The following is a 20,446-nucleotide window of genomic DNA, read 5'->3' on the forward strand; positions in this document are numbered from 1 at the left end:
AAATTAAATTATTATGCAATTGGTTTTATTTAGATAACAGTTACTAAAGTGATAATGAGGTAAATTAAAAAAACGAACAATTAAAATGAGGTGTTGCGAAATGTTAATGCGACATTAACAATTATCTGTATGGATATTTGTTATTTCACGACAAAGAGAGATGAAAGTAAGGTGAGAAGTTACCAGTTACATTTATTTTGATTTTTGCAATAAAAAAGCCAGTTGGCTACTGGCTTTTTATTTGTTTAATTTATCCTCAATTAATCACAACGAATGTCTGTGTTTTGATATGCGATCGGCTGAAAATGTATATCACTTATTGATAAATTTAGCGCTGCAGCGGTACTCAACTGCAATGCAGTTACATTTGCACTTAAAAGCCCTTCGTTATTTGAAAAGCATGTCGCATCGATAGATAAATCAGACCACTGCCCTTTAGGTAATAAAGCAAGTTGTTTGCTTATATCTTGCTGCATATCACAGTGACCTTTTAAGCCTAAACTTGCATCACAATTTATAGTGATATAAACAGGAGAGTTAATCTCACTATCTCTTTTCATATTCACTAATAACCGCGAATGCGTTATTAATCCAGAACTTAATCTATCGGAATCTGCTGTTGTGTGAATAAACTGAACACCAGCATATTTGCTACCATCAAGCTCAATTCTAAAAGCATCTTCTTGTACTTTTTTATCTACAGTACGGTATTTTATACCCGGTAAACTTACCGTGTTTGAAGCAATGGCTGTAAATTGCTGTTCTGAGGTTAAACTCGCGATCCAAGGCTCGACTATTTTACCTGTAAAGATATTCAATCCAGTAGTTTGACCTTTAGTCAAATCAAATGTTTCAGATAAGTTATCGGCTAATAGATTTTTATCTCCATATCGTAAACCAAAACCGTATGGTAATAATGGGTGATATTCTTCATCATGAATATTGACTATTTGATCAGGTGCTTTAGGCCAAGAGAATGATAACTTTCCTTTAAAATCATGTTGAACACGATTATCTTTATCCTTCAATAATACATCCGCAATCGCTTTGCCTTCCGAACCGGGTAACCAAGCGGCTACAAAGGCATCACTGGCATTAAGCTCTGCATTAATCCACATAGGGCGACCACTTATAAAAAGTGATACGACAGGTATGCCTTGTGCTTTTAATTTGCGCAGTAATTTCAAATCTGACTTTACTGCTTTTTGATATGCTAAATCTTCAACATCACCTTGTCCTTCAGCATAAGGCTCTTCTCCAAAAACAACCACTGCAACATCTGGTTTTTGTATAAAGCTCCCATCTTCACTCAATACAATCTGACCACCTGCAGCTTTTACTTGAGTCGCTAATCCATCATAAATAGAACTGCCCCCGGGAAAGTCATTATTTACATTACTATTACCTTGCCAAGTTATAGTCCAGCCACCAGCTTGCTTACCAATATTATGCGCGGCATCACCTGCTACCAACATATTGATTTTTGGTGATAGGGGCAGTAAATTTGCTTTGTTTTTTAATAAAACAAGTGACTCTCTTACTGCTTGTTGTGCGACTAATCTATGTGCTTTACTACCAATTAATTCAGTTTTACCTGACAATACACGATTAGCAGGACTGGGTTTATCAAATAAACCAGCACGTACTTTTACGCGTAAAATACGAGTAACTGCATCATCAATTCTTGATTGTGCAATTATACCTTGTTCAACTTGTTCAATGGTATTTTCAAGTAACGATTTCCAAGCTTTTGTTGGTACCATAAAAATATCAAGACCCGAATTTACAGCTTGTGGGCAGCTTTCATTACTACAGCCTTTTACTTGCCCATGGCCATTCCAATCACCTACAACAAAACCATCAAATCCCATTTTTTGTTTTAATACATCGGTTAATAAATAGCGATTACCGTGCGCCTTCTCTCCTTGCCAACTATTAAATGACGCCATAACTGATTGCGCACCAGCGGTTAAACCGCCAATATAACCTTGGCCATGAATATCATGTAAAGCTTGCTCAGAAGAAATATTATTACCTTGATCATCGCCATCAACTGTACCGCCATCACCAATAAAGTGTTTAACGGTGCTGATCACTTTATCGTCGCCTAAAAAGTCATTACCAACACTGCCTTGCAGACCTTTTACAATAGCACCCGCATAAGTTTTTACAATTTTAGGGTCTTCAGAATAACCTTCATAAGTTCTGCCCCAACGATCATCTCTTACCGTTGCAACCGTGGGTGCAAAAACCCAATCAATACCTGTTACCATAACCTCAGTCGCTGTCACTTGTGCTATTTTTTCTATTAACTCAGGGTTGTTAGCAGCTCCTAAGCCTATATTGTGAGGAAACAAAGTCGCACCTATTACATTATTGTGACCATGTACTGCATCGGTACCCCACATTGTAGGGATCGTCGAACCATCTATAGAATCATCAATGGAAGCCTGATACATATCTTCAGCAAGTTTGATCCAATCTTGTGCAGTTGCCTGTTTATCGTTGTTTGGAAATGCACCACCGCCATTTAAATAAGAACCAAACCCATATTTTCGCATATCTTCAATTGTAATATCACGTATTTCAGGTTGAATCATTTGTGCTACTTTTTGTGCTAGCGTCATGTTAGATAACAGTTGTTTTACTTTAACTTCAACGTTTTCATCTTTAGCTACTTGTGAAATTATTTTTGGCCAAATTGCTTTTTTAACCTCTTCTGTGCGTGCACCTTCATTTTTAGCAGAGCATGCAATTAAGCCTGTTAGTGCCGCAACACTGATTATCAACTGTTTATTGATACTCATCTTAAGATCCTTCTTTTAAAATAGTCACAGGTTTTGATCCTATTAGTCCGTAATACGCAATATAGGCATAACAAAAAATAGGCAGAATAAATGCCAGTTGCACACCGACTAAATCAGCTAGTACACCTTGAATCAAGGGTATTATTGCACCGCCAACAATAGCTAAACATAAAACCCCCGCACCATGACTTGCAGCATCACCTAAGTCATTTATCGCTAAGCTAAATATTGTTGGAAACATAATAGAGTTAAATAAACCCACAGCTAAAATCGACCACATAGCAACAGGACCATCCAGAAAAACAGCAAGTAATATTAATGAAATTGAACATGCAGCATTCACAGCCAATACTTTGCCTGCGGCAATATGCTGCATTATAAGTGCACCAATAAAACGACCAAGCATCGCGCCGCCCCAATAATAAGCAATATAATTAGCAGCTTGTGATTCCGCCATACCAGCAATATTAGGTTCAGCTAAAAAGTTAATTAAAAAACTACCAATAGCGACTTCTGCACCAACATATAAAAAAATACCTACCGCACCTAATTTTAAGTGACTAAAGTGCCATGATTTTTGTGTAGATTGCGTTGAAATGTCTTTTTTACCTAGCTCAGGTAGTTTTAAGTAAGCAAAAATAACCGCTAATAGCATGAGTGCTGAAGCAAGCATAATATAAGGTATTTGAACAGCTGAAGCATCTGTGATGGCATGCTCTGTGCCACTAAAAATGAGCCAAGCACCAAAAAACGGCGCTACGGTTGTACCTAATGCATTAAATGCTTGGGTCATCGTTAATCGTGATGATGCGGTTTTACTTGGCCCAAGTGCACTTACATAAGGGTTTGCTGATACTTGTAAAATAGTAATGCCCGATGCCAAAACAAATAGCGCTAATAAAAAAAGCGAATACACTTCTAATATTGAGGCAGGATAAAATAAAAAACAGCCAAAACTTGCAACACTTAAACCTGTCACTATACCTTTTTTAAAACCTAGTTTACCTACCAAATTACCCGCAGGCAGTGAAACAATAAAATAAGCGCCAAAAAAGCAGAACTGAACCAACATTGCTTGGGTATAAGATAGATCAAACGCTCCTCTTAAATAGGGGATTAAGATATCATTTAAGCAGGTTATAAAGCCCCACATAAAAAATAGTGAAGTCAGTGAGACCAATGCAAAACGATTACTTTCATTAGGTGATATTACATTGGGGCTATCTTGCTGTGCTAGGTTTGCTGATATGCTAGCCATAATCAAAGTTCCTACAATTAAAAATAAATAAATGAGTGTGAATAAAAAAGAAAATGCCGCTCAGTAAGCTAACTGAACGACACAGATTTGAGATTATTTAAAGCTATAGCGAGCGCCTAAAACATAGCGCGGTCCATATTGTCGTGCAAACAAGAATTGTTCTTCATAGCGACCAAAGCCTTGCTCTGTTTCGTTGTTTAAATTTAATCCCTCAAAAAATACCGTAACATTATCATTCACGTTATAATTAACACTCATATCCCACTGGCCAAATTCCTTAGCAAATTGTGGTGGATTATCAGATGAACCTTGGTCTTGGCCTACACCCATTAAGTATTCATCTCGCCATGCATAAGTGACTTTTACAGACCAATCATCTTTTTCATAAAAAGCTTGGAAGTTTGCGGAATCACTTAAACCCGTTAAAGGCGTTTGTTGATCTAAGCTTTCGATATCAAACTCAACATCACCTTCAACAAATGTGGCGTTTACACCGATACCAAAACCGGTTTCACCAAATAGATGTACCAGCGCAAGTTCGAAACCATCCACTTTTTTATCATCAAGACTATTAAATGGACGCGATATATCCCAAACCATCAATGGATCATTTGAATTTGGCTCAATATATCCTTGGCTATTTAAAGTCGCCCCATTAGTTTGCATTTGTGCAAAAATGGCATCATTAGTTGCTTGCTCATCTCTAGCAATTATATCGGCCTCAGCTTGCTGCCAACGAGGACCATCATAAATATCATGAAACCCCTCAATTGTTGTTTTAATTTTTTGATTACCAATAAAGTTTTTAACATCTTTTCTAAAGTAACCAATTGCAGCATAACTGCCTGGTGAGTAGTAATATTCTAAAGATAAATCGAAGTTAGTAGATTCAAATGGTAAAAGGTTTGTATTACCCTCACTGCCATTTCTAGAGCCCACTTTTGGACTGGGTGAAAGCTGACGGCCACCCGCTAAATCGCCTAATGGTGCTCTTGTAATTGTTTTACCCCAAGACACACGTGTCACTAGCTCATCGGTTAAATCAACTTTCATATCTATCATAGGTAAAAATACATCATGCTCACCTGTTAGTGACAATGTATTGCTATCACCGTCTAGATATTGCGTATGCCATTCACTACCACCTTTGTACCAAACTGAAGTGGGTACATCTTGTAGTACATTACTGGTAACCGATGTTTCCTCATAACGCACGCCAACATTTAGCTGTACAGGAAATTGTGCAACTTCAAATTCCCATAACGATTGCACATAAATGCTATCTGTATCTTCTTCAACTGAACTCGACGAATAGGTACCCATATCGTGATAAGCCGTAGTTGCAAAGTAATCATCGCCACCTAAGACTTCGTTTGTTAAAAAGGCCTCTGAACGTGCAACAACTTCATCAAAATCAAACGAATAATAATAGTTAGGTGATAAATCACTACCGCCACCACTGAACTCATCTAAAAAGTTATTGGTATTATTTAACTCAAACATGCCATCAGGAAACATTTCAGTATATGAAGGGTTAAATAAGAAACCACCAATTAAACCGCTCCATGCACGTGAACCACCCATTTTTTGTTCTGTACGAACTAAACCAAATTTCACATTTACTAATGGAATATCAAAAGTATTATCCCAAGTACCATGAAGCTGAAATTGATCGACTGTTGATTCGCCTGGTGAATGTGAGAACTGACTAAAGTGAGAGTCAATTTCACCTGGCGCTAATGTTGTTGAACCATTTTTCCAATATATTTGTGCATGAGGAATATCACCAATACGATTATCATAGGTTTTTGTTACAAGTTGGTCTGAGCCTAAAACTAAACTGCCAGCACTGCCTAAACCAGCATCACCACCATTATCTGTTTCATTTTTTGAATCATGATAATCAAATTCAAAATGTAATGAATCCGTTGCCTGCCAAGCGACATTAAAACCAATTGAACGCTCTTTTACTTCGGTTGTATTTCTACGCGCACTATAAGAGCCGTCATTACCACTGATATCAGCATAAATTGCTGTACCATTTTCATCTAACTCATAAGCATTAATGTTACCGCCATAATCATTCCACATACCCCAACCTAGAGAATTCATACCCGTTGTTGCATCAGTAGCGGTATAATCTAAGGTTAAAATCACATCATCGATCGGCGCATATTGAAACGTAACATGTCCATTTATACGCTCTCTTTGATTATCTTCAATGTTGTAATTCATATCTCGTGGAAAATAATGTGCACCAATAGGGTCGCCTTGAGCATCTAAAGCACGTGGATCTATGATTTTAGAATCATCTAAATCAGGTAAATCTACATTGGCCTGCCACCCTTGAACATTTGCTGATTGCTGTTGAAAATCACGTCTATGATGGGTGAAAGAAGCCGCAAAACCTAAACTGTCGTCAAAAAATGTATTGCTATAAACACCACCTATTTCGGGAGTTACATCATTACCATCAACATTAGAAGTATCGTGTATGGCTTTTGCAGAAAAAGAATATTTTTCGCCAGGACTATTAAATGGCTTCATCGTGACAATATTTACGGTTGCACCTAAACCACCACTTGGGTTTTTAGCGCGTGCAGTTTTATGAACTTCTAATGCACTTATGCCATCTGATGACAGATTTTCAAACTGATATGAACGAGAATTACCTGTCCCCGGCATTTGACGACCATTTAAGGTCACGAGATTAAAATCAGGCCCAAAGCCACGAACAGTGATTTGACTGCCTTCGCCATTTGAGCGACTCACAGTAACACCAGTGATCCTTTGCAGGGATTCAGCTAAATTTGTATCTGGGAATTTGCCCATATCTTCCGCAGATATAATATCAACCACACCTGATTCAGCACGTTTTAAATCAGCAGATTTAATTAAACTACCTCTAATACCTTTTACTTCAATAACTTCAATTTGTTTCTCTGCTGCACTTGTATTAGCTGCCTTTTGTGTATTTTCTGCTGCAATTAGCTGCGTATTAAATCCTGCAAACATAATCGCACTGATGCATGCTGCTAAATGATTTTTTGAAAAGTTAAACTGTTTCATAATAATCCTACCTGTGAATGAGTTTCAATTGAGCCAGTTTTATGGCTCTATTTTTTAAATAACGAATGATTAAGGTGTTGTAATAACAACATTATCTAGGCGGTAAACTGCGCCTTCACCCGTAACCCAAGCAGGAAAAACCATTAATACATCAATTTGACTAATATCTAACCCTGCATCAAATAGACTTTGTAGCGAAAATGTATAGGTTTGCCATTGACCTATAACCGGAGCAACACCTTCTTGCGAAGCTGATAGTTCAAATTCTGCAAATGTATCTACATCACCAGATTCTATTTTAAACACCCAAGTTGAATCAGGATCAGAAGAAGCTGTAATCACTTTCATTTCAAATTGAACCAAACCATTTGCTAACAAATTAGAAGCATCTAAATACACATCATCAGCGGCCTTTAAACCCATTACCGTTGCAGTACTACCAATAATAAACTCGGCGGTTAAACCATGTTCAGTATCATCATTTTCAATTGTAGGAGTAGAACCACCACAGCAATCCCAAATACTCCACTGATCTTTTGCTTTATCATTAAATAAAACATGGCCAATATAATCATCTGAAGCATTAGGATCATAAACTGTGACATTATCAACACGGTATACAGCACCTTCACCCTCTCCCCAGGTAGGGAATATCATTAATACATCAATTGCACTGACATCAAGGCCTGCATTAGCTAAATCTGATAATTTAAAGGTATAAGTTTGCCACTCACCCTTTACTGGCGCACTGGCTTCTAAGCTTTCATTGAGGAGTATTTGTGCAAATGTATCAGCATTGTTAGATTCTGTTTTAAATACCCATGCTGCTTCAGCCTTGTTTGGCATATCAACAACTTTCATATCAAATTGAATGACACCATTCGCCAAAATGCCTGTTGCATCAAAAGGCGCAGGCTGTACATCAGGAACTGTAATATTGGCTTCACGTGAAATAAAGCCCATTACCGTAGGTTCTGCCCCAATTGAAAATTGAGCAACACTACCGTGTATTTCATCATCCATTTCAATTGTTGGTAAAGAACCACCACAACAATCCCACATTGGCCAACTCGTATTTTCTTCATCTTCAAATACCATTAACTTTGGCGAGCTAATATCAGCTGCTATTTCTAAGTTAGTAACTTGATATACCGCACCTTCACCAACTCCCCATGCAGGGAAGATCATCACGACGTCAATAGCACTCGGATCTAAACCTGCATCAACAAGTTGCTGCACAGGAAAAGTATAGGTTTGCCACTGCCCAGTAACTGGGTTTAAACCTTCTTCACTAAAATTTAACTCAAGCTCAGAAAACTCAGTCCCACCAACACTCTCGACTTTTAATACCCATGCTGCATCCGTATTATTTGGTGGACTAACCACTTTCATATCAAAACTTAAAAAGCCAGAGTCGATAATAGGTGAGGCATCAAAAGGAGATACTTTACCTTCAGGGTCAACAATGTTGGCTTCTCTAGAAATAAAGCCATTTACTGTAGCGGTTTCACCAACAACAAACTCCATTACGTCGCCTTTGTCTACATCATTTACAATTGATGGATTTGAATCGCCACAACAATCCCATGCTGGCCAATTAGGGTTTAACGTACCAGAAAATATTGTTAAATTTTGTGCAATACCAGTAGAGGGAGGTGAAGGGATAGGTGCTTTACCAACAACAAGTGCATCATCAAGGCTATCGTAACCTGCTCTGATTGTTTCACAGCCTTTGCCTGTATCAGGGTTTTGGTTACATTGATAAACACGTACATAATCAACTTCAAATCTTTGACCATTAGTAAATGCATTCGCATCTACGCCTAAATTATTGACATTTTCCGGCCAATTTCCGCCAACGGCAAAGTTAATGATCATAAAGAATCTTTGATCAAAAGGTGCGGCATCCCAATGCGTTGATAGCTCACCAGATATAAGATCGTAATATTCGGCAAACCAGCCTTGATGTGCTAAACCGACAGCTTGATCTTTACTGTTATAGCGTACTTGTGATTGGCGCTGTGTTGCATAAAGGTAATCATCTAAGTACCAACGGATCTCCCCTTCCTGCCATTCAATAGCATAAGTATGAAAATCATCAGCTGGATTGATACCATCAGGAATAGCGTAGGCTTTACCTGAATGGGAATTGTCTGGCGACTCTTTACCATAATGTAATGTACCGTGAATTTGGCTTTCTACAATACCTTCATCATTGACTGTTTTTAAGTTTACCGCTTCTAAAATATCAATTTCGCCTGATTTTGGCCAACCACCATAAGTGGCATCTGTCGGTAGCATCCAAAATGCAGGCCAACTGCCTTGACCACTGGGTAGCTTAGCTTTGATTTCAAAGCGACCATATTTAAAATCGGCTTTATGCTGACTAATTAAACGTGCCGAAGAATATGGTTGCTCAGCGCCATCTGCTGAAGGTAAAGCAACAATATTTAGAACGCCATCAGCAATATATGAATTTTCACTGCTGTCGGTATAACATTGTTTTTCATCATTCCCCCCACCTAAACAGTTAACTTCATGGGTCCATTTATTACTATCTATGCGACTTCCATCAAATTCATCGCTCCAAATCATTTCCCAGTCACTCACTGGTTTTTGTACATAAATATTACTCGTGTCGGTGTTAGTTTCAACACCACCACCACACCCTTGCAAAGATGCCAGTGATGCTAAAGCACATAACTGAGTGAACTTACCGATAGCTTTATTCATAATCAAATCCAAGTACCAACTTATCTGTTTTATTCATCAAACAATGTTTTTAATTTTCTATTGATGACATTCATGATGACCTGTTGTTAAAACAGCTATAACTTTAATAATACCTCGGTATAGCGTGCCCCCACTGTAGATACTGAAAGAAGTCACATAGGGTTACAATTGAAATGCGGCATCACGAGATGTTAATGCGGTGTTGCGATTAATTACGTGATGATGCGATAAGAAGAGGTATAAATAGGACAAGTGGTTTTAATGAGTATAAATCCAAACACACTTTTGTTTTAAAATATCAAAACCCAGTAAACGCTTAGTAATTAACATACGATAAAATCGGTTGATATTCACATAAGTAACTTTCTTAATTTGCATTTGAACTGAAAAATTACAATGGAGTTTTACTTAAACTGTCAGTTTTGATAAATGACAGAAATTTCTGAAAAGGCAGATTCTAAACATTGCAGACATTAACATCAATAGATTCTTGCGCTATCTTTATTACTCAGAAAGCATTGACCTAACTTTATCTAAGCTACCTGAATTGTCATTGAGGATTTAAACCAAGCGATAATTGAACCGATAATACAGGCATTAAGCTTACTCAAAGTAAATGTAAAATTTATTTTCATGGAGCATTGCTAAATACGAAGAGTAAATTTTAGAAATCCGCTCACAAATGTAAGCGGAATCTAAAATCATAAAGTCAACCGATAAGCTAGATAAAACAATACTATTCACACGTTTTGTTTAACGTGAAGTAATAACTGAATAATTAATAGCTAAGCTGATTCATTTAGTCGTTCAATAAAGCTGCTAATAAAATTAGAATGAATATGTTGCTCTAACGCCCGCTTCTTTAGGTGCACCTAATATAGACCCATGATCTCCCTCTGATGAAGTCAGGCTATTATTCGTATCGTACAATTCATCAGTTAAGTTTCGAACATAAGCCTCTAACTTTAAGTTATCAAATTCGTAGCCACCATTGATATTTACTAAGGTATAGCTTGCCATTTCACTTTCATTAGCGACATCTGAATAAGAAGAGCCCGTGTAGGTCATATTAACATTACCAAAAAAGCCACTGTCATTGGTGTAGCTTAGTCCAAGAGTAGCCGTTTCTTTAGGCGCGAATTTAAAATCATTGCCACTAAAGGGATGGTCATCATTAGAAGAATCAAACTTATTGTATTCCGTGTGTGAAATAGCTAAGCCTGTGTACAACGCAAGGTTTTCACTCACTTCATAAGTAAAACTAATTTCAGTACCAGACAAAGTAGATTCACCAGCATTAATGGTCATCTTAAATGAATCATTTGTTGTCCCTGGTTCTTGAATAGCGACTTGCTGATCCGTCCAATCACTATAATAAACGTTTGCGTTAAGTACACCTTTACCATCGAGTACAACCGCACGAAGAGAGGCTTCATAGTTCCATAACTCTTCTGCATCAAAATGATTAATTCCATTAAGTAACGTCAACTCTGCACCGCCAGAACGATAGCTTTTTTTCACAAAAAAGCTCGTTGCTACATCATCATTCCATTTGTACGTTATGCCAGCATGTGGAAGAAAATTATTAAAGCTTTCTGTTTTCTCTGTTTCTGGTACTTCAGCAACTAACCCCGTTATTTGATTGTTAATTAAAAAGATAACCTGATCAATGGTCATGCCGCCTAAATCAACAGCGCCAAATGGCCCGCCCATTTGTGGTGACTCATAGCTGCTCTCAGTGATTGAAGATGTTAAATACTTTTGCTCTTCATTGTCATAACGAATGCCAGCATTCAGAACCCATTTTTCACTCAAATCAACTTGCCATTCAGAAAAAATGGCATAAGTAGATGTGTCTACATTGGTCACACCGGATTGAACTGTTGGAAATAACGGGGCATAAAGTGCTACAGGTAACACCGCTGTCGTGGTTAGAACAGCGCCTAAACCGGGCATAAATTCATCAAATAACACTGGTAAATTATAATTACCAGAATATTCTTGGCTACGCTTAGCTTCAATACCTGAAAAGTAGACACCTGAGCTACCACGTATACTATCGCCTTCAAAGTTAAAGCGAAATTCTTGCGACCAGTTATTATCTTCACTAAGACGGCTGACAATACTACCACCGTTCTCTACTGACTTCGATGTTCTATCTGAATCGCTAAACCGAGTACGTTCACCGCCTTGATAAGCAGAAATACTTTTTAATGACCAGTTATCATTAATTGTATAATCTATGTTGAGTGAGAATAAGTCCGCCTCTGTATCAAAGACTGCTTTATCATTAGCGCTAATTACGCGATCTTCTCTGGTATAACCGTCCACTAAATAGCTACTTGTACTACCTAATTTACTTTCAATACGCTGGTAAGAAAAAACAGAACTAAAATCATCATTTGGCTGATATAGCCATTTTAAACGATAAACATCATTATTAGCATGACCATAGTCATCTTCATTTCGAGTAATATTATCAACATAGCCATCAGACTTATTTTGTTCAACCGCAATGCGGATGGCAGAAACATCATCAACTAAATTGATATTAGCTACGCCTTTAATTTCTTGTTTACCGTATTCACCAAAGCCTAAGCGAATTTTAGCTTCATTTTCAAAAGTAGGATCTGTGGTGTTAATAACGACAGCACCAGCCAATGCATTACGGCCTAAGTTAGTGGATTGAGGCCCACGTAGTACTTCTACTTGGCTAACATCCCACAGGTTTCCAGCCGCTTCACTTTTCACCCAACCTGATAATGTTACACCATCAACCACAACCGACGCGAGATCACCTCTATTTGGTAGCGATGCGCCATCACTATTTCGAACCCCACGAATACGAAAACTATATTGACTACCGCTAACACCTGGTGTTTGTAAAAAAACATCGGTTAACTCTTGCAAGTTACGTTGCTCAAGTGATTCTTGTGTAAAAACAGCAATACTTTCTTTAGTATCCTGCAAGGTGTTGGCCAACTTTTGACCTGTTACTACAATCTTTTCTATAGCATTTTGTTTAGTTTCTGTTGTCTCATTTTGCTCAGCTGAAACGGAGAAACAGGCGATGCTAACAGCAAGTGCTAACCTTTTTTTTGCATAGTTTTTCATTAAGGTATACCCTAGGTCTTATATTAAAATTAATTTTTAAATATTGTTATGATCGTTTAACCACCGTAGTATCAATTCAGATGAGGGAAGTCTTCATTGAAACATCATCTATTTTGTCTATAGCCACTGATTCAATAAGTTTTAGTGTTTTAAACCCTATCCAAAAAAGCAGCACAGCGATAATTAAAAATCCAGCACTGACATAGCCCAGCAGCCAATATCCACTTGTTATCATCGCAAGCATTGTTTTACCCAATATCAACCATTCGAATGCTACAGTCGCAAAAAGAAAAACACTGCTTGCTATCAAGTTATATCCGATAAAAGGTCGTAATTTTTTGATAAAAAAGCCGGTTATCGTGATCAGTAATAATGTAAATCCAAAAACATATTCAATAATATGTTCTCGTTCGTTTATTGTTTCGGGCAAGCTGCGTTCTAAAAAGAAACTCAAAGCGGTCGCTGTTATAACACCAATACAGGCACCAAGTGTTAAGCCTCGGGTTAAAGCGAGTGTTTTTGGATATTCATTTTTTCGTTGCCGCTTAACTATCCACAACACATTACCTGCGACTATCATTCCGCAAAACGCAATAGCTAAAACAAAATAGATTAAACGCATATCGGTACCTGCATAATTGGCAAAATGCATGGAGTACAGCATTTGAAGACCTACTGAAAAAACATTATCTTCAGGCAAGTTCATGCTTTGAGGGTAGCTATTAGTTGATACTTGATAAAATCGGGAAAACGAACGATTAAAACCAGTGTTATAAAGCCCACTAAATTGCAGTACAGCATTCTTATCACCATACCCATAGATATTTAGTTGGGTGATTTCAGCTTTATGTTCTTGAGAAAGGTTAGCAATAATAGAGGTAAGATCAGGCATATCAAGTAGCTCACCACTTGCTTCACTCTTATGAGTGTAAAAGCCAGCATCTCTAGTTATACCATCTAAGTCTCCCTTGTAGAGTACTAACACACTAGGGATTTGTACTAAAATCAATAAGTTTAATATGACACCTGATAGAGCATACATAATAGCAAACGGCAAACTTATCACACCAACGACATTATGCATGTCTGTCATTTGCGAGCGTGTCGTTTGATCTTTACGATACAAGAAAAAATTTTTTACAATTTTTTTGAGCTGTACGACAACCCCAGTGATAGTGATCACAAAGAAAAATAACGTTATAACACCTACAATATACAAGCCCTGTGGAAGTTGCAGGTTGTAATGTAACTTATAAAAAAAACCTGCCAATTCAAAAGGGTTATGCTCAGTAAATATTTCACCACTATATGGATCAATAAGTAAATCAAAAAACTTCTTGTCTATAGGTTTAAAGTCGGCAGAACCATCAGTACTCGTCGTGTTAATCTGTTGTTCTTCAGACACTACAGATGCCTGAAAAAACATACGTAAATAAGGTGTTTTTTCATTGGGCAAGCGTAATGAAATTCGATCTTCAGACAAAATACCATGAGCTGTTATCTGCTCTTCAATTAAACGGTTGTAATCAATATAATCTCCCCGCGCTTTAGCCTTAGTATCAATATCGTAATAGGGTAATTTTGCCCATTGATCTAGTTCTGGATGAAAAAATGTTATAGCGCCAGCCCAAAAAACTATAAACAACGGTAATGAAATAATTAAACCTACCCAACCATGTGCATTTAATGCATTTTTCAATGTTTCTGACTTCATGCGCCTGCCTGAATATAAAAATAAACGTTAACCATGCTAGTTATTAATAACCCTACCAAACAAACTAATGTTGGCTTTTTAATTGATTGCACACAATAAAACCAGCTAATTAGTGCGCTCCATACCGTAAAGCCTCCAATAACAGCAATGAATAAAAAAACATCTCTGGATAGAGGAGCGATAAAGCCAATATTCATAAACAGGCTCATACTCAATAAAAAACCGAGAAAAAAACCAACAAAAGATTTTATCCACAATGATTCATACCACATAACAACCTCCGATAAGTGCCGTAACGGTTATCATTGAAGTGCCATATATTAGTGTTTTAGGCTGATGAGGAAAATAAGGAACAACTAAAGCAAGTACGATCCAAACTAACATAATTAGCACGATAAGAATCAACAAGGCTGATAGCCAATGATGTAGGTTTAGCAGCAAGATAAACGAACTAAGTCCTCCTATAGAGAAAAGCGACCATCCAAATTTTTTCGTAACTTGTCGTGACAATATTAATTGTCGATCTGAAGCAAGATACACAGCTACACAGCTAAACCAACACAAACAAAGTGCAGCTGCATTAATTAAAAAACTCATTCGTTATGCCTTGCAGCGAAACCATTAGCTAAAAATTGGTGAGCAATTATGGCAAAAGTAAAATGTTAATGCAAACTATTACCATTTTACTTTTATTGATTATTTATTAATCAATCGGCTATAACGTGCTAAATTGTAAAATAAAAATAGAAATATCGAACGCCACAGAAAAATGGACAATGCCAATTCACAATTGGAATCTTTGTTTATCTCAGTTGGTTATTTATTTTGAAGGGGCTTAGACAGCGTACTCGATATTTAGAATTTATACACTGACACAGAATTATGAACGCTCTCTTTTATGTGATGCCTACTTAATCACTAATGTACTTCACTAATTGCTCTTTCGACTTGCTGTTCACACAAAGTTACTCCCGGTAATCCCGCACAATAATCACTCGCGGCATTTAATGTAGAAACTTCAGTCTGGCGCAAATCATATTCATTTTGTAAGCTGGCCAGCTCACTTTCTGTTGCAACAGCAATAAAAGCTTTCAATCTTTCCAGTTCATCATTCACCAAATCCTGATATCCCCTTAGTCGTCCTGATATTGCAATATAAGCTTCGGGCATATTGGATGCAGGGGGCGGGATCAACTGCATATGCCCCGAGTTCTCATAAGGTTCAACGGTGTATTTTATGGTTTTTAACAGTTCAGGTTGAATGTCGTTGCGATAGTCTCCTCCATCTAACAAATATTTGAATAATGTTTCTGCATAATCAATACATGCGGTCACGTCTGTACCACGGCAAAAACGTTCTGTTCCAAGTGTGTTTAAATATGGGGTTAAGCCACCATCCGTATGTATCTGCACACTATATACAGCATTTTTAATGGCATTTGAAAACTCTTTCGTTTTGGTGATAGTTTTACTAAAAAACAATACACGTATTTTTATCTTAGTTTGAAACCATTCATATTCGCTTTTATCTCTAAAATAGAGTTTTGCCGTCACATACAGATTAGATCCTGTTGTAATACTGCTGATAAACCCATCTCCGCAGATATTCTCTATCGCTCCCGGTTGCGATTGCAATTCACCTTTTGCCACATCATTTAATTGACGATTTTCGAAAGAATGGGTGCCATGTACATAACCTAATTGCAATACAGAACTGACAGAATTGGTATTTTCAGTTACTTTTTTACGCATCGAAAACTTAGCTGAACCACCAAATAAGACTAAATTCACGCCACCTTTTACACTTCCTGTCATGGAGCTCATTAATTCATTACTTTCCATCGATTGATGATAAATTAATTCTCCTTTGTTGCCGCCATGAAATAAACGCTCTCCTGTAAGACAATTTGAAAGCGGCATACTTAAACTGGTTGAAAAGCCTCGGCCCAATGTTTCATTTTCAGATCCTAGTGCATAATAAGTCGTACTTAGTACGTCACTAGATAAAAACAGCAATAACACTGGTAAGGTTAGTTTCATGATGCCTTCCTCTTCGTTAACAAAATTTAATAGGGGAGGATTAGTCCCCTACTATCTTAATCGGCAAATGCAGAACCATAGGTATCTAACGCTTGTTTACAAGACATCCAAACCATAACTCCAGTTTCTGGCTCTTCTGGATCAACAAAAGTAGGTGCCCAGCCAAGGTTACGGAATCCCAAAGAAGTATCATTATCTTCAACCCCAAAATTGGCGGTTGCTTCACGAGCATTTTCACATTTGAAGAAGGTAGATAAAGATTCAGATGGAATATTAAGATCACCTAAGTTATAACTAACAACACAAGGTAATTCACTGCTACTGCAGCTATTTTGATAATCAGTCCAATTATCAGCACAAGCAGTTCCATAAGGGTTATCTCGGCAGTGAGTCGCAAACTCATGGTAAATCCAGGCATTATTGTAGGCACCGTTTTTTATTGTCTGTACCGTATTTCTCTGCTCTTGAGTCATCCAGGAAGCATATTTTGCCAATACTGATCGAGCACGATGTTCATGATTCACAGATTTCTTAAACTGCTCCTCCAACCACAATGTGCGATATCTGGTTTCAAAGCGGATCTCTTGTTCTTCTGCGGCTAATTTTTTTACCTCTAAAGAACTATATTTGTAAGGCACAGCTTTGTAACGAACAACGTTATAGTCAGATAATGCATTAAACTGATCACCAAAATCGTTTTTTGCATAATTGACTGCTTGCTCAAACAAGTTAAAGCAAGGGGTATAGTTATCTAAAGAACACGAAATGATATTGTTTGGTATCACTTTCAATAAGGCTGTGGGTTCCCCTCCTTTTTGCAATGCTCTTACCGTAATTCTCACACTTTTTTTCAGTTCTTCATCAATGTAATTGAGCTTACCATCGACATTAATACCAATATTACCAGCGCCATAACTCACACCCAGATATCCACCAATCTCACTTTTATGCTGTTCACTCAAATACTCAATCTTCATATTAATGAACAATTGCGCCCCATATTCAATCTCAGTGATAAATGAATCACCCGCTAAATTCATCAGTTTACTTTGATAATTGGTGGCGAGCTCGTTACCAACAGTGGAAAGACTAAACCCTTGATTAATGTCTAATGGTTGGAGCACTTTCTTTTTTGGTGTTAACGAAGCCTGAAAAGTATAAGTATTAGAAAATTCTGTAGATGCAGCTTCTTTTGCTAAATGGCCTCCTGCATTTACCCTTACTACAGGGAAGGCAACATCTACATCTACATTACCATTTAGTTGGCTAAGTACGTCCTCATATGAGGCATTATTAACTAATTCAAATTGAACCTGAGTATTACCCAGGTTCTCTATTACCGAACCAGCAATAGGTTGTACATTTAAAAATTCATTAGTATCACTGTTATATGCGGTACCCAATATCACATGATCGTTGATCAGACCCGGAATATAAGATTGAAACTCGCTGCTACGCGCACTGGACATTGCCATCTCAACGAGATCCTGCTCTTGTGTACTTTTTGCTAGTACAGCACTTGAGGCCATAGCCAGCCCAAGACATATTAGAGTTTTCATATTGCCTCCTAACTATTTAATATAAAGAAGATAATCTTCAATTTCGCCCGAATCAATTTCACTGCATGCATTTAAACTTCCACCTAAATAATCCATTGAAATACGCATTTTAGTCAGACCCGGTTGCGTACCAGATGGTGGCGTAAGTTGCAGTGAAACCGACTGTTGAGAAACGCCCGCAAATTGTGATTCACTGGTATCCAGAAAATCACCATCTCGATTCCAGTCAACAAATACATGCCAGCTTTCCGGATAACTTTCGCTATCAGTAAACCCTGGTGTCAGTGTTAACTCATAACTTCTGTCTTTGTAAATACGAGCAGTCTGACCAACAAAATTTGAATAAAAAGCAGCATCTGAGTTATTTTCCATTTTTGAAAATTTCACACTTTTAATGTATTCATAGCCTTTTTCTCGCGATTGTGCCGGGCAATAAGCAGGCAAAGAACTTACTAACATTAAAGCGCTAATAGAATAATCGGATGGTATTTGTGTACACGTATCTGATGCACTTTTTCCCGCATACCAACGCTTCGGGTTTTTCCCCGTATCATCACCAAAAGTAACGTATTTTGCGTCATCCTTTAATTGCCCGTTTTTGTATAACAATACTTCTTTTAACGCTGCTTGTTTTTGCTCTCCCGTCCTCGGAATTGTAGGGTCGAGTATTTGCTCAGCAATCGAGATCAATACGTCCGAATAACATTGCTGTAACCATTGATACCTGCCAAGAGCTTGTTCTTTAGTCAAAATATCTTTTGATTCAAATACACTTACTTGGGCCAGACTTAAGCTGCTAAACAGTAAGGATGTTGTAGCAAATAAAAATTTAGTTTTATGTTTCATAATCATCAATCCTTATAATTCCAGCCAATCGGAGTTATAGTTAATAACTCTACTGTTACTTTCTAGTTCTCGTGTTCTGCAATAATCTCCAATTGGGTTACTGTTGCAGTAAGACACTGCATCAGCCAATAAGAATGAATTGAATAGGGCATCATCACGAATGTTTTCAAGTGCTGTTTTATGAGCTGAACTCAATTCATTGGTATAGAAATTAAGAAGGTTTTCAGCTCTACGATTATCCAAAATTGCATTTATCCATGATTCACTCAGGTTTTTAGTAGCCATTTTGGTCAACACATTTCTACTTGGGTACGGATTATCTGGTACCAGCTGATTTAGTTCAGGGCCAGAGCGGGTGTAAGTATTAGTATAAACTTTCGCTACATTATATTTATCTAGGCTAGTAAACTGGTTGATATAATTACCTTTAATATAATTAATGGTGTTTTCAAAAATTTGAAAACATGGCGTTGGATCAGACATAGTACAGTTAATTAACTGATCTGGAATGACAGACAATAATGCGTTGGTGTCTCCACCAAACTGAATTGCCGACACAGTTACTTTAATATCACGCTTGGTTGCATCATCAACTTTTTCCAAAGCACCGCTGAGGCTTACTTTTCCAACCCAATCAACATCCAGCTGGCCTCCCCATTTCACTTTGTCTTCATCATTTTTATATTCAAATTTAAGATTAACCATAACCTGTGAACCATATTCAATGGCCGAAACAAACTCATTTCCTACATTGTCAAATTTATCACCAGGTGCAGCGTTAACTAAATCAATTGCTGCCTGAGTCGGCCTTAAGCCACTACCATCAGATGGAATAAGTATTTTTTTCTTAGGTTTTACCGACAAATAAAGGGTATAAGTACCTGTATATTCGTCTGCCGCATTTTCTTTTGCGTAACTAGCACCTATGCCTACCTTAACCGCTGGCACATCTAGTTGTGCGCCTAAATTTCCATCTAGCATATTTGCTAAACGGTTGTAGCTCATATCCACACCAACTGTGAAGTCGAGCTCCGTATTACCGTATTCCTCACTTTCAGTTCCGGTAACACTGTGAAACGAATAAAACCCATCTTTTTCACTATGATACGCGGTACCTAATGTTAGGGTATCTATACCTTCACCACTTATTTCAGAACGTTGTCTTTCTATTTGTTGCTTACTTTGCATTGTGGTTACATCAGCTATGGCTATAGGACACTGAGCCATTGCAATTCCAATCAATATAGGTTTAATTTTCATATTTATTTCCTTCAAAACTGTGGGTAACGCAAAAGCGTTACCCTAA

General features: G+C 37.5%; 10 protein-coding genes. All 10 read right to left on the bottom strand.

Annotation, left to right across the window (positions count from 1 at the left end; translation table 11 throughout):
• Positions 1–260: 260 nt before the first annotated feature.
• Positions 261–2,807, bottom strand: a complete 2,547-nt coding sequence (locus CJF42_RS00560) for a glycoside hydrolase family 3 protein (RefSeq protein WP_095364802.1) — start codon at positions 2,805–2,807, stop codon at positions 261–263.
• 1 nt (position 2,808) lies between these two features.
• The gene (locus CJF42_RS00565) at positions 2,809–4,065 is read right to left on the bottom strand and encodes a sugar MFS transporter (protein ID WP_095364803.1); all 1,257 of its coding nucleotides are present in this window, start codon (positions 4,063–4,065) and stop codon (positions 2,809–2,811) included.
• 93 nt (positions 4,066–4,158) lie between these two features.
• A complete protein-coding gene (locus CJF42_RS00570) occupies positions 4,159–7,134 on the bottom strand; it encodes a TonB-dependent receptor (protein ID WP_095364804.1) in 2,976 nt (991 codons plus the stop codon).
• Between the two features lie 69 nt (positions 7,135–7,203).
• Positions 7,204–9,867 (bottom strand): glycoside hydrolase family 16 protein, encoded by a 2,664-nt coding sequence (locus tag CJF42_RS00575; RefSeq protein ID WP_095364805.1) that lies wholly within the window; start codon positions 9,865–9,867, stop codon positions 7,204–7,206.
• Between the two features lie 828 nt (positions 9,868–10,695).
• Positions 10,696–12,981 carry a TonB-dependent receptor gene (locus CJF42_RS00580; protein ID WP_095364806.1) on the bottom strand — a complete coding sequence of 762 codons (2,286 nt, stop codon included), beginning with the start codon at positions 12,979–12,981 and terminating at the stop codon, positions 10,696–10,698.
• A gap of 76 nt (positions 12,982–13,057) precedes the next feature.
• A complete protein-coding gene (locus tag CJF42_RS00585) occupies positions 13,058–14,695 on the bottom strand; it encodes a PepSY-associated TM helix domain-containing protein (protein ID WP_095364807.1) in 1,638 nt (545 codons plus the stop codon).
• Positions 14,696–15,613: 918 nt separating this feature from the next.
• Positions 15,614–16,735 carry a hypothetical protein gene (locus CJF42_RS00600; protein WP_095364810.1) on the bottom strand — a complete coding sequence of 374 codons (1,122 nt, stop codon included), beginning with the start codon at positions 16,733–16,735 and terminating at the stop codon, positions 15,614–15,616.
• 56 nt (positions 16,736–16,791) lie between these two features.
• Entirely contained in the window at positions 16,792–18,294 is a 1,503-nt protein-coding gene (locus CJF42_RS00605; protein WP_252097486.1) for a hypothetical protein, read from the bottom strand.
• A gap of 12 nt (positions 18,295–18,306) precedes the next feature.
• Complete coding sequence (locus CJF42_RS00610) at positions 18,307–19,140, bottom strand: GEVED domain-containing protein (RefSeq protein WP_095364811.1); 834 nt, start codon at positions 19,138–19,140, stop codon at positions 18,307–18,309.
• A gap of 12 nt (positions 19,141–19,152) precedes the next feature.
• Positions 19,153–20,400 (bottom strand): internalin, encoded by a 1,248-nt coding sequence (locus CJF42_RS00615; RefSeq protein WP_095364812.1) that lies wholly within the window; start codon positions 20,398–20,400, stop codon positions 19,153–19,155.
• Positions 20,401–20,446: the final 46 nt, after the last annotated feature.

Source organism: Pseudoalteromonas sp. NBT06-2 (assembly GCF_002276045.1).
GTDB lineage: Bacteria > Pseudomonadota > Gammaproteobacteria > Enterobacterales > Alteromonadaceae > Pseudoalteromonas.